This window comes from Thermoanaerobaculum aquaticum (assembly GCF_000687145.1).
Lineage (GTDB): Bacteria > Acidobacteriota > Thermoanaerobaculia > Thermoanaerobaculales > Thermoanaerobaculaceae > Thermoanaerobaculum > Thermoanaerobaculum aquaticum.
This window is the reverse complement of the sequence record NZ_JMFG01000001.1, coordinates 38,154-50,185: the sequence shown is the minus strand read 5'-3', so window position 1 is coordinate 50,185 and position 12,032 is coordinate 38,154. Positions and strand designations below refer to the sequence as shown.

The following is a 12,032-nucleotide window of genomic DNA, read 5'->3' as shown; positions in this document are numbered from 1 at the left end:
CGCAACTGGAAGCCCGCCTGGCGCAGATGGGTGCCGAGCTGATGATCGAAACCCTGGAGGGGCTGGCCAACCGCACGGTTCACCCCAGGCCCCAGGACCACTCCCAAGCCACCGTCACCCCCAAGCTGGAGCGCAAGATGGGGCGGGTGGACTGNNGGAACCTCCCCGCCGACGAGCTGGCCCGCCGCTGCCGGGCTTTCGATCCCTGGCCCGGGCTTTTCTGCAACTTCCGGGGGGGGAGGCTCAAGATTCACGACTTCCGGGTAGGCGAACCGCGCCCCGGGGACGAGCCGCCGGGGACGGTTCTGGCGGTGAGTAAAGCCGGCATTGAGGTGCGCTGCGGGGAGGGCACCGTGGGCATCATCACCGAGCTGCAGCGGGAAGGCAGGCGGCGTTTGCCGGCCGATGCTTTCATCCTCGGCGAGCGCGTGGTCAAAGGTGAGCAGTTCCGTTGATCCCCGGCGGGAGGCGGTGCGCATCCTGGCCCGGGTGGATGCCCACCAGGCCCACGCCGCCCGCTTGCTCACCGAGGCTCTACCCCTTACCCGGGAGCTGGTCCTCACCGTGCTTCGCTGGCAGCACACCCTGGATGACCTGCTCCAGAGGTTCTGTAAGACACCCCTGCCCCACCTGGATCCGCTGGTGCGGGCCTCGCTGCGCATGGGGTTGGCGGAAGCTCGTTTGCTGCGCACCCCTCCGCCGGTGGCGGTGGCGGAAGCGGTGAGGGTGTGCAAGGGTTTTGTGCCCAAGGCTTCCGGGTTGGTGAACGCCTGCCTCCGGCGGGCCGTGGAGGCACGGTGGCCTTCGCCCGAGGACGAGAGCGTGCCCCTGGCCCTCCGCACCTCTCACCCTCCGTGGCTGGTGGAGCGCTGGGAAAAGCGCCTGCCACCGGAGCTCCTGCGGCAGGCATTGGCCTCCGCCCAAGAGCCGGCGCCCATGTGCCTTCTGGCCGGGGTTTCCAAGCTTCCCCCCGAAGTGCAAACCGCGCCGCACCCCCAGGTGCCGGGGGTTTTGGTGGTGACCGCAGGGGCCAAAGCCGCCGCCCAGGCGTGCGCCCAGGGACAGGCCTACGCCATGGACCCTACGGCGGTGGCGGTGGCCCGGCTGGTACCCCATGGCCAGAAGCTTTTGGAGGTGGCCGCCGCACCGGGGGGCAAGAGCCTTGTGCTTGGGCTGGAACACCCGCAGGCCCTGCGGGTGGCCCTGGATCTGCGGGTGAGCCGCGTGAGGCTCCTGGCCAGGGCCACGCGCTTGCTTTCCCGCCCGCCGCACCTGTTAGCCGCCGACGGCACGCGGCCGCCCTTGCGACGGCATAGCTTCGATGCGGTTTTGCTGGACGCCCCCTGCTCGGGAACCGGCACCCTGCGCCGCCACCCGGAAATCCGCTGGCGGCTCACCCCTTACCAGCTTTCGGAGCTGGCAAGCCTGCAAAAGGAGCTCCTGGCCGCCACCGTTCCCCTGGTGAAGCCCGGCGGCTTCTTGCTTTACGCCACCTGCTCTCTGGAGCCCGAAGAAAACGAAGAAGTGGTGGCTTCCCTGGGCTTGCCGGTGTCCCCCGTGAGCGATGGCCTTCCCCCCCAGTTGCCGCGGGTGGTGTTGCCTTCGGGTGGGTGCCTCATCCCCCCCGGGCCCTGGGGGGACGGTTTTGTGGTACACCTTGTGGGGCCGGTGCGCTAAACCACCGGCAGTGGTACACGTAAGACACAGCAGGAGGCAGGAATGCCAGGAAAGGCCGAGCTTGTTTCCAGAATTGTGTTTGAAACCGGGATGCCCAAGGCCCACGCGGCTCGGGCGGTGGAGATTTTGGTGGACGCCCTCCAGGAATGGGTAGCCGCCGGCGAGAAGGTGGCCATCCCGGGGCTGGGGATCTTTTACGCCAGCGAGCGGTCCGCTCGCAAGGCCCGCAACCCCCAAACCGGGGAGGAGCTTCAGCTCCCGCCGGTGCGGGTGGCGCGCTTTCGGCCAGCGAAGGAGTTCAAGGAGATCCTGAACAGCAAGCGGTGAGGAAGCCATGGAAGCCCTGCTGGTGGTGGACGTGCAAAACGACTTTTGCCCAGGAGGCGCCTTGCCGGTGCCCCACGGGGACGAGGTGGTGCCGGTGATCAACCGCCTGTGTACCCGCTTTCCCGTGGTGGTGGCAAGCCAGGACTGGCACCCCGAGGATCACGTGTCCTTTGCCTCCAACCACCCGGGCAAGCAGGTGCTGGACGTGGTGGAGGTAGAGGGCCAGCCGCAGGTGCTTTGGCCTGACCACTGCGTGGCCGGCAGCTGGGGAGCGGATTTCCACCCGGGCTTGGAGACCCGTTTCTTCCGCATGATCATCCGCAAGGGCACCGATCCCCGGGTGGACTCCTACTCCGCCTTCCGGGACAACCGCAAGGACCGCGTTACGGGGCTGGCCGGCTTCCTCCGGGAGCTGGGGGTTACCGCCGTTACCGTGGTGGGGCTGGCCACCGATTACTGCGTGGCCGCCACAGCCCTGGACGCGGTGGAGCTGGGCTTTGGCGCCAGGGTGTTTCTCCCCGCCTGTCGGGCGGTGGGGGCTCCCCCCGGGCACACGGAAAAGACCCTGGAGCGCTTGCGCCAGGCCGGGGTCACGCTTATCGAAAACGAATAGGGGCGACCGGCCGGTCGCCCCTGGGTTTGTTGCGGTTGCGTTTTCTTGATTATTTGCCGGTCTTGGCCCAGCGCTGGAGGATGGGATCGGCACCGTAACCCAGCGCCTTCCAGTCCAGCCGGCCGTTGGGACCGTGGCAATCCAAGCAGGTTAAGGCCTTTTCCTTAGGCACAACCTCGTGGTAAATACCCATGTACCGCTTGGTCTTGACCCAACCGTAACGGGCGTCCTTGACGCCGTACATCTCTTCGGCGGCGTGCTGGATGGCCTTGTGGATCTCCCCTTCGGCAAAGAACTCCTCCACGGCAATGGGCAGGATGTAGTTCTTGCCTTCCAGCACCGGCATCACACCACGGTGCAGCTTGAACGGGTAAATGCGCGCCTTGGGGTCCTTCCGGCTGCCCTGCGGCAACATCATGCCCACCGTACCGTCAGGCTGCAGCTTCACCGGCTCACCGGGGAGCTGCGCCCAGGTGGTGCCGTTAAACCAGGCGTACACGGGCTTCACGTCCTTGGCGAACTCGATCGTTGCTGACCACTTGTCGGCTTCCTGGTTGTATGCCGGCTTGGACCAATCGCGCACCATGTCGGTGGCATCGGCCTTGGCAAAGGTAGGAATGTGGCAGGTGGGGCAAGCCACCCGTTGGGCGTGGAGGTTTAAGACCTCCGCCGGATGGGGACGGGAATCGTGGCAGGTACCATCGTCACAGGAAAGCGGCTTGGCCGGAAAGTCGGTACCGGAGAGGTCGCTCCCCCGCCCGCGCACCCGGTGGTCCTCGCCCTTGTGGCAGTCAATGCACTGGAGGTTGGCGCCGTCGGTGCCCATGTGCACATCGAAGTCCCGGGTGGTGTCAGCAAGGGCGTACTCCAAGTCCCCGCGCTTGAAGTTGGGGCCACCACCGGAGCCGGCGTGGCAGCGCAAGCAGGTATTGCGGGTGGGCATGCCAATGCGCTTGGCCACCGCATCCAGCCCCTCCTGGTTTTTCCAGAGGACGGGCTTCCAAACCCAGCCCCCCTGACCGTCGGGGTACAGATCCCGCTGGTAGCCCTGGGCATGGCAAATCAAGCAGTCAATGTTGGCCAGTTGCTCCGGGGTTTCCTGTTCGGAGGGCATGAGCCCAAGGCCGGCGTGGCACTTGGAGCAACCTTCAGAAATCGCCTCGCCCCGGGAGTTCTTCACCACACCAATCCAGGAAGCCCTGGGGTTGGTGCAAAAGTCGTTAATGGTGTTGATCTTCCCCAACCGTTGACCGCGGGCGTTCACCAGGTTAGGGGTTTGCCCGCGCCATTGGTAGTGCTGCGAGCGGAAGAAGCTCTTGGCTTCCTTTTCGTGGCAGCTCAAACAGGTCTTGGTTCCTTCGTAGTGCTCGAAGTACTTCTGGTGGCTGTACTCTTTGGCGGCAAGTGGCGCAGCCAAGAGCATGGCCCAAATCACTCCTCTTTGAAACCTCATTTCTCCCCCCTTTTGAAAAGAGTTGGGGGCCAGCGCACGCTGGCCCCCAAAATCACGTTAGAACCGGGCGGTCATAGAAAGCGTGACCACCGTGGCGTCGTCGTAGGTCGGGAAGCCCAGAATCGGCTTGGAATCCAGCTTCTTGGGGGCTCCCAGATGCCAGCTGGAGCCCGAATAGTCGTACTGGTAGTTGATGACTCCCAGCCGCACGAAGAAGCGCTTGGCCAGCTGGTGAATGAGGTAAGCCTCGGCCACATCGCCCCGAGCTGCGGTCTTGGGGGCAAAGATGTCGTCCTGGGCCGGCGTGAAGTTGAACCAGTACTTGGAGCCGTGGTTGTACTCCAACCCCACCATGGTGTGGTCGTTGTTGAAGGTGTAGCGGCCCCCCAGGTACCACATGGATCCCGAATGGGACTTGGGAACCTCAAAGGGATCGCTGAACAAACCACCAAAGGGGGTGGTCACCGGGTCAGGGTGGCTCTTCACGTAGTTGACGTTGAGGAACCAATCGAAGGGTCCGTCCTTGCGCTTCAGGAGAACGCCAGCAATGTCCATATCGCCGAGGTTGGCGGAAGGCGTAAACCGCATCACCACCGGCGCATTCACCGGTTGCCCGGTAAGCGGGTTGGCCGGCAGCACGATGAGGCCGTTAAAGCCGTCGGTGATGTTGAACGCCCGGGCCACCGTGGTTTGCAGCAGGGTGTTGTCGTCGCTGTAAACGTCCCAGTTGATGCCGAAAAAGTCGGCGTCTTCAAGCCGGTCGGCGGGCTGCTTCAAAACCTCGCCGTTGCCAAAGCCGGACTCATACCCGCGGCCGTAGCAGAACCGCAAGGTGGAGTGCTCACCCAAATGGTAGCCAACGGTGATGCCGTCGAACTGAAAGTCAATGAGGGAGCCCATGGGCGTGCCGCCCCGCAGCTCGCCCTTGCGCAGGTTCATGGGCGGACCACCGGTGGAAGGCCTACGACCGATGGACAGGTAAAGCGGCAAACCGGCAATGTTGTTCCAGGTGAAGTAGGCACGCTCCACGCGCAGGATGTCGGAGTTGGGCACGCCTACGGTGTTGCCGTCAATGCTGAAGCTGTTGGCTTGGCCGTTGAACACCTGAACCGCGGTGGAGTCCCCCCAGGTCTTGTACATGGCGAGCCGGCCGGAAAACGTGACGTTTTCCGCCACATCCGCATCCATGGTGAGGCGCAGGCGGTTGGTGTACATGAGGCTGTTGTCGGCATCGTACCCGTGCCGGTACGCACCGGGGAGTAGCATCATCATGAGCTGCTGCTGCATTTGCGGCGGGAAAGAAGCCATGGCGCTCTTCAGCTGGTCAAACGTTAGCGAGTTGGTGAAGTACAGGTAGTCGCCGTAGTGCGAAGCGATGAACTGCTGCACCGCCGCCGGCGAGGTGGGGAGCTGACCCGTCGCCCCGTAGTAGAACATGGTGTTCACCAACCCCGCTTGCAGGGCCATGCCGTCGTAATAGTCGGGGATCGTGGCAGCAATGGAATGGGCCTCAAAGCGGTAGTCGCCACCGAACCGAATACGGTCCTGGGCCGCCTGCTTTTCCACCTTTTGCAAGCGCTTTTCGATTTCCTTCAGTTGCTGCCGTAGCTTTTCCGCTTCGTCTTGGCTGCTCTGCTGGCCAAAGACGGCAAGCGGAGCAACCAGGAGCAGGAACGATGCAAAAACACGTTTCATGTTTGGGCCTCCTTTCTTAGCCACAAGTCATGGGGTGTTCGGAATCCGCAGCGTGTTCCAAAGCGAACTTCTTGATTTTTTCCAGAAGCTCCGGCGTCAACACCTCCAGGAGCTTCTTCCCGCTTCCCTTGGGATCGTCCAGGTTGCCGTGCGAGGGCACCAGCTTTTCCTTGAAGAAGCGCTCCCACTGGTCCTGGATGAGGGTCATGGGCGTGACCTCACCGTTGGGTGAATCGGGCCCATGACAGGGCTTGCAGTACTCGCGGAACAGGGTCTTCCCGTCCGGAGCCTTGTCGGCAGCCCAAACCAAACCCACCGCCACGGCTAGCACCGGCACCACCGCGGCCATCCAGGCTTTAAACCTTGTTTTCCCGTTCACAAGCACCTCCCGCAGATTAGGGGGTTTACCCCCCAGCTGTCACAAAAAAGTATAATCCCTGTTGCCGATACTGTCAACCATGCTTAGAACCATAAAGTTATTGATGGTGAGCTATCATGCCCAAGTGGGGAGGAACACCTCATGAGTACCGAGTTCTGCGAGTTTCCGTTGGCCAACGCCAGCGACGAGGAAATCAAGGCGATCCTCGAGGAGGCCAAGACCGTGGCGGTGGTGGGGCTTTCCGACAACCCCGAGCGCGAGTCGTACCAGGTAGCTGCGTACCTCAAGGCCCAGGGCTACCGCATCATCCCCGTCAACCCCAACGTCCGGGAGGTGCTGGGCGAGCGGGCCTACCCCACCCTGAGCGACATCCCGAAAGACATCAAGGTTGATGTGGTGGACATCTTCCGCCGTCCCGAGTTCATCCCGGAAATCGTGGATCAGGCCATTGCCCGCGGTGCCAAAGCGGTTTGGATGCAAAAGGGTCTGGCGCACAACGCCGCCGCCGACAAAGCTCGGACTGCCGGCCTGGCGGTGGTGATGGACCGCTGCATGATGGTGGAGCACCGCCGCCTGGTGCAGGGCTAGAGCTTTTATTGCCGCTTGCTATAATGCCTCTGTCCTGCAGGGCAGGAGGTGGAGCTCTGGGCTAAGCCAGGTTCCACGAGGAGGGAAACATCGCAGACGATCGAGATCGGGTAAGGATTAACGAAATGATCCGGCTTTCGCCGGTGCGCCTCATCGATGCTGACGGTACCCAGGTGGGTATCGTCCCCATCGAGCATGCCCTCGAGTTGGCCCGCCAGAGGGGACTTGATTTGGTTGAAGTTGCGCCTACCGCTCGCCCCATCGTGTGCAAAATCATGGACTGGGGCAAGTACCGCTACGAGCAGGAAAAGAAAGCCCGGGAAGCGCGCAAGAAGGAGCACCAAATCGAGGTCAAGGAAGTGAAGTTTCGGCCCGGGGTGGCGGATCACGACTTTCAAACCAAGCTCAACATGGTCAAGCGCTTCCTCGCCGAGGGCAAGCACGTGAAGGTCACCATCATGTTTCGGCGGCGGGAAATGCGGCGCTTGGAGAACGGCTACGAGGTGCTGGAACGGGTGCGGGAAGCCTTGGCCGACGTGGCCAAGGTGGAAAAGGACGCCTCCATGGCCGACGGTGGGCGGGATCTCACCATGGTCTTCGTGCCGCTCCGCCGCGGCTCGTCGTAAGTGACGTAACAAGGTTTTGCGGCGGATCCAAGCTTTTTAAGGGGAAGCTAGCAAAAGCTTCTCGTTGTAGGGAGGGTTCCCATGGCCACAGCCACCAAAGCCATCCGACTCAACGCTTCGCAGGTCCACGATGTGCTCCGTTCCCACATGCTGGTGGACGGTTTCCACATTGTGCCGGACCTGGAGCGCTCGCGAGGTTCGTACCTGGTAGACGAGAGGGAAAACAAAACCTACCTGGACTTCTTCTCCAACTTTGCCTCCCAGGCGTTAGGCTGGAACCACCCCGGGCTTGCCGATCCCGAGTTTCGCGAGCGGCTGCTTTTGGCGGCGTTGCACAAGCCTGCCAACTCCGACGTCTACACCCGCTTCTTCGCCGAGTTCGTGGCTACCTTTGCCGAGGTGGCCGTTCCCCCTTCCCACCGCTCCCACTTGTTCTTCATCGAAGGGGGGGCGCTGGCCGTGGAAAACGCCCTCAAGGCAGCCTTCGACTGGAAGATCCGCAAGAACATGGCCAAAGGACTTCCAGAGACGGTGGGTACCAAAGTGCTGCACTTCCGCCAAGCGTTCCACGGCCGTTCCGGGTACACCCTTTCCCTCACCAACACTGCCGATCCCCGGAAAACCGCTTACTTCCCCAAGTTCGATTGGCCGCGGATCTCCAACCCCAAAATCGTCTTCCCCCTGTCCGAACATCTGGCCGAGGTGGAAGCGGCAGAAGCCCGGGCCCTGGCCGAAATTGAAAAGGCGGTGGCCCAGTACGGGGACGACATCGCCTGCCTCATCATCGAGCCCATTCAAGCGGAAGGCGGGGACAACCACTTCCGGCCTGAGTTCTTAAAAGCTTTGCGAAAGCTTGCAGACCAGCACGACTTTCTCCTGATCTTCGACGAGGTGCAAACCGGCCTGGGCCTGACCGGCACCATGTGGGCGTTTGAAGGCTTAGGCGTGGAGCCGGACCTCTTTTCCTTCGGGAAGAAAGTCCAGGTGGGCGGGTTTGCCGCCAACCGGCGCATTGACGAGGTACCGGACAACGTGTTCCGAGTTTCCTCGCGCATCAACTCCACCTGGGGCGGCAACCTCACCGACATGGTGCGCTCCACCAGGATTTTGGAGATCATTGCCGAAGAAAACCTGGTGGAGAACGCTCGCCGGGTGGGGGCTCAGCTTCTCGCCGGACTTCACCAGCTGGAGCGGGAGTTCCCCCAGCTCCTCTCGCAGGTTCGGGGACGGGGTTTGATGATCGCTTTTGACCTTCCCAACCCGGAAACGCGGAAGAAGGCTGTGGAAGCCTGCCGTGCCGAGGGGCTTTTGCTTTTGCCTTGCGGTGAGAAGTCCATTCGCCTCCGTCCGTTTTTGGACCTCACGCCAGAGGACGCACAAAAGGGCCTGGCGCTTCTGGCCAATGCCCTCAGACGACTGGGCTGAAAAACAGCCGGAGTGACCTGCGCTCCTGCGCGGGTCTTTTTGTGGTAGCCGGCGCGGAGCGCCGGCCCCACAGCAGGAGCGGCGGCCCCACATTGCCCGCGGCGGCCCCACATGAACAAGAGCAAAAAACGCGAATTCCTCTCCCATGATGAAGAAAGTGGCCTTTTGATTCCGCGGCAATTCGGGTAAGGTTGCACCTGAGGAAAGGAGGAACCTATGGCCGATGTCATGCCGCCTTCTGGCTTTGAGCCCCCGCAACCACCAACCCCACCCGAACCACCCTTCGCGCCACCTCCGGCTCCGCCCTTGCTCCCCTGGGAGGACCCCGCTTATCCGCGCTTGGAAGCGCTTTACGAAACCGCCAAGCTGGTGCTCTTCAACCCGCGGGAGGCTTTTTCCCGTATGAGCCTCACGGTGAGCTTAGGAAAACCCATCCTTTTTGCCGTCATCCTGGGATGGGTGGGCATTATCGTGGGGCAAATTTACCAATGGGCCTTCCGCTCCACCCTGGCCTCCCTCATGCCCGGTATGTTTGCCCGCCAAGACATGTTCTTCTCCAAGGTAGCCTCGGTCATCACCGTGATCACCGCACCGGTGTGGGTGCTCTTCGGTCTTGGCCTCACCACCCTGTTCATCCACCTGTTCTTGCTGCTCTTCGGCGGGGCTCAACGGGGTTTTGAGACCACCCTTCGCACGCTGGCCTACAGCGAAGCTACCTACGTGTTCCAGATCATTCCGCTGGTAGGTTGGATCGTTGCCGTCATCTGGTGGTTTTTTGTGAGCATTGTGGGCCTGGCCCAAGCCCACGGCACCACCACCGGACGAGCTGCCGGTGCGGTTTTGACCCCGGTTTTGCTGTGTTGCGTTTGCGTGATTGCCGTGCTGGTGATGGCGGGCGCCGCTATCTTCGGCGCCTTGCAGCAGCTGCGGTGAAACGCTGCGGTCCTTTGGCTCTTGTGGCGGGGGTGGGTCTGCTTTTGGCTCTCACCGTCCCCCTTTGGCCGGAGCTGAGCCACAGCCTGCCCCCCTGCCCCTTCCGCACCCTCACCGGTGTCCCCTGTCCCACCTGCGGCACCACCCGCGCCGTGCTGGCCCTCAGCCACGGCCACGTGGGGGAGGCTTTCCTGCACAACCCCATGGTCACCGTGGGGCTGTTCTTCACGGGGCTTGCCGCGGTCCTTTGGGCTTTCGCCCACGCCGGCGGAAAGACCCTCCCCAAAGCCCTGGCCTCCCTGGAACGGCACTGGCCGTGGTGGCTGCGGATGGGCGTGACCCTGGCTCTGGTGGCCAACTGGGTCTGGGTGGTTGCCAGGGGTTAGCGGCGCGAGCCGGGCTTTTCCAGCGGCAGCCCTTGCTGGCAAAGGGGGCAAGCCTCCGGCGGGTAAGTGGGGATGTTCACCGACAAAAGCGAGGCAAAGGGCAACGGCGCAAACGGGTTGTCGCTTCCCGAGCGGTTCACAATGGCCCCCACCCCCACCACCGTGCCGCCTTGCTCTTCAACCACAGCCATGACCTCCCGGGTGGAGCCGCCGGTGGTCACCACGTCTTCCACCACCAAAACCCGCGCTTGCGCCGGCACGGCAAAGCCCCGACGCAGGGTCATCTTCCCTTCCCACCGCTCGGTAAAGAAAAACCGCACCCCCAGAGCGCGGGCTACCTCATGGCCGATGATGACCCCGCCCAAAGCCGGGGAGACCACCAGGTTCGGCGCCACGTGCTTCAGACGAGCAGCCAACTGCCTGCCTGCGGCTTCCGCCGCCGGCGGGGAGGCCAGGTACAGGGCGCACTGTAGGTAGTTGGGGGAATGAAGGCCTGAGGACAGCACAAAATGGCCGGAAAGGTAGGCACCCACCGCGGCCATATCTTCAAGGCTTACCGCTTGCATTACTCCTCCCGGCGAAGCTTGTAGGCTTCGATTTTCTTGTACAGGTTGGACCGTGGGGTTTTGATGGCGCGGGCAGTGGCGGCTACGTTCCAGTGGTGGCGCTCCAGCATGCGCTTCAAGTACTCCCGTTCCGCACGGGCGTGGAACTCGGCCAGGGTGGGTGCGGCAAACACCGCCGCCAGCTCCGGGTCCTGACCCCTGCCGCTGACGCTGGGCAGATCCACCGCGGTGATGGTTTCGGCAAGGTCCATGATCACCACCCGCTCCACCAGGTTCTTGAGCTCCCGCACGTTCCCCGGCCAGGGGTAGCGGGCCAGCTGCTCCAGCGCTTCGGGGCTCCACTTCTTGCAGTGGCGGTTGTACTCCTGGCAGGCCTGGGCGGTGAAGTACGAAACCAGCTCGGGGATGTCCTCGGGGTGCTCCCGCAGCGGAGGGGTGCGCAGCACCACCACCGAAAGGCGGAAGTAAAGGTCCTCGCGGAAGCGCCCAGCGGCCACTTCTTTTTCCAGGTCCTTGTTGGTTGCAGCAATGACCCGCACGTCCACCCGCCTCACCTCGCCCGCACCCACCGGCTCCACCTCGCCGTCCTGCAGCACCCGCAGCACCTTGGCCTGGGTGCGGGCGGACATATCCCCCACCTCGTCCAAGAAGATCGTGCCACCATCGGCTTGCACGAACTTGCCAATTTGCCGGCGGACGGCACCGGTGAAGGCGCCCTTTTCATGGCCAAAAAGCTCGGACTCGATGAGCTCTTCGGGGATGGCGGCGCAGTTCACGCGGATAAAGGGCTTTTCCGCCCGGGGGGAAAGCTCGTGGATGCGCCGCGCCACCAGCTCCTTGCCGGTGCCGGATTCCCCCACGATGAGCACCGTGGCCCGCGCCGGCGCCACCCGGGCAATGTCCTCCCGGAGCTTTTCCATGGCCGCGGAAGAACCCAAAAGCGGCGGGTAGCGCAGCTCCTCCTTGAGGGTGCGGTTTTCCTCCAGGAGCTTGCCCCGGGCCACGGCGTTTTGCACCGCCAACAAAAGCTCGGCCCGCTGGGGGGGCTTGTCCAAAAACGCATCGGCACCGGCGGCCAAACAGTGGCTGGCGGTGAACTCGTCCCCGTGACCGGTGAGGATGATCACCGGCACCTCCAGCCCCCGGGCCCGCCAGTCCCGCAAGAGACCCAGGCCGTCCATCCCCGGCATCTTGATGTCCAGGATCACCGCGTGGGGGTGAAAACGGTCCAGGCGATCCAAGGCCAAAAAGGCGTCAGCCGCTTCCGCAACCTCGAAGCCTTCGCCCCCAAGGATGGTGGCCACCACCTTGCGGTTGGCCCCATCGTCGTCCACCACCAGCACTCGCCCCTTCTTCTCCACGGC

At 63.2% G+C, this 12,032-nt stretch carries 13 protein-coding genes and 1 pseudogene; 9 read left to right on the top strand and 5 right to left on the bottom strand.

Translation table 11 applies throughout. The features are described from left to right. Positions 1-156: 156 nt before the first annotated feature. From EG19_RS00230 to pncA, 4 genes and pseudogenes are all read left to right on the top strand, one after another. Positions 157-455 (top strand): annotated as a pseudogene (locus EG19_RS00230) (methionyl-tRNA formyltransferase); the annotation flags it as partial. After that, positions 439-1,677, top strand: coding sequence for an RsmB/NOP family class I SAM-dependent RNA methyltransferase (locus EG19_RS00225; RefSeq protein ID WP_161685234.1), 1,239 nt, complete (start codon positions 439-441; stop codon positions 1,675-1,677). The pseudogene EG19_RS00230 and the gene EG19_RS00225, both read left to right, overlap by 17 nt. A 42-nt stretch (positions 1,678-1,719) precedes the next feature. Continuing rightward, positions 1,720-2,004, top strand: a complete 285-nt coding sequence (locus EG19_RS00220) for an HU family DNA-binding protein (RefSeq protein ID WP_038046147.1) — start codon at positions 1,720-1,722, stop codon at positions 2,002-2,004. A 7-nt stretch (positions 2,005-2,011) separates the two neighbouring features. Then, positions 2,012-2,617, top strand: a complete 606-nt coding sequence (pncA, locus tag EG19_RS00215; protein WP_038046145.1) for a bifunctional nicotinamidase/pyrazinamidase — start codon at positions 2,012-2,014, stop codon at positions 2,615-2,617. A 49-nt stretch (positions 2,618-2,666) separates the two neighbouring features. Here the strand turns inward: pncA and EG19_RS00210 are convergent, their stop codons facing one another. Genes EG19_RS00210 through EG19_RS00200 form a run of 3 tightly spaced genes read right to left on the bottom strand, consistent with a single transcriptional unit; the run spans position 2,667 to position 6,144 of the window. Next, positions 2,667-4,070, bottom strand: coding sequence for a hypothetical protein (locus EG19_RS00210; RefSeq protein ID WP_081799778.1), 1,404 nt, complete (start codon positions 4,068-4,070; stop codon positions 2,667-2,669). 57 nt (positions 4,071-4,127) lie between these two features. Further along, a complete protein-coding gene (locus EG19_RS00205) occupies positions 4,128-5,765 on the bottom strand; it encodes a DUF3373 family protein (RefSeq protein WP_053334681.1) in 1,638 nt (545 codons plus the stop codon). Between the two features lie 16 nt (positions 5,766-5,781). Continuing rightward, positions 5,782-6,144: a cytochrome c gene (locus tag EG19_RS00200; protein WP_053334680.1), complete on the bottom strand. Its 363-nt coding sequence runs from the start codon at positions 6,142-6,144 to the stop codon at positions 5,782-5,784. A 141-nt stretch (positions 6,145-6,285) separates the two neighbouring features. Between EG19_RS00200 and EG19_RS00195 the strand changes: the two genes are divergently transcribed. The 5 genes from EG19_RS00195 (at position 6,286) to EG19_RS00175 (ending at position 10,102) form a co-directional block, all read left to right on the top strand. Continuing rightward, the gene (locus EG19_RS00195) at positions 6,286-6,732 is read left to right on the top strand and encodes a CoA-binding protein (RefSeq protein WP_053334679.1); all 447 of its coding nucleotides are present in this window, start codon (positions 6,286-6,288) and stop codon (positions 6,730-6,732) included. An 89-nt stretch (positions 6,733-6,821) separates the two neighbouring features. Continuing rightward, positions 6,822-7,358, top strand: coding sequence for a translation initiation factor IF-3 (gene infC / locus EG19_RS00190; RefSeq protein ID WP_038046141.1), 537 nt, complete (start codon positions 6,822-6,824; stop codon positions 7,356-7,358). An 81-nt stretch (positions 7,359-7,439) separates the two neighbouring features. After that, a complete protein-coding gene (gene lat, locus EG19_RS00185) occupies positions 7,440-8,783 on the top strand; it encodes an L-lysine 6-transaminase (protein ID WP_038046139.1) in 1,344 nt (447 codons plus the stop codon). A gap of 216 nt (positions 8,784-8,999) precedes the next feature. After that, a complete protein-coding gene (locus EG19_RS12100; protein WP_053334677.1) occupies positions 9,000-9,716 on the top strand; it encodes a YIP1 family protein in 717 nt (238 codons plus the stop codon). After that, entirely contained in the window at positions 9,713-10,102 is a 390-nt protein-coding gene (locus EG19_RS00175) for a DUF2752 domain-containing protein (RefSeq protein ID WP_038046137.1), read from the top strand. Before EG19_RS12100 ends, EG19_RS00175 begins: the two co-directional genes overlap by 4 nt. On the opposite strand, the gene pyrE is transcribed toward EG19_RS00175, so the two are convergent. Both pyrE and EG19_RS00165 read right to left on the bottom strand, forming a co-directional pair. Then, positions 10,099-10,668 carry an orotate phosphoribosyltransferase gene (gene pyrE, locus EG19_RS00170; protein WP_081799776.1) on the bottom strand — a complete coding sequence of 190 codons (570 nt, stop codon included), beginning with the start codon at positions 10,666-10,668 and terminating at the stop codon, positions 10,099-10,101. The two genes, EG19_RS00175 and pyrE, sit on opposite strands and share 4 nt — an antisense overlap. Continuing rightward, a complete protein-coding gene (locus tag EG19_RS00165; protein WP_200867088.1) occupies positions 10,668-12,029 on the bottom strand; it encodes a sigma-54-dependent transcriptional regulator in 1,362 nt (453 codons plus the stop codon). Before EG19_RS00165 ends, pyrE begins: the two co-directional genes overlap by 1 nt. Positions 12,030-12,032: the final 3 nt, after the last annotated feature.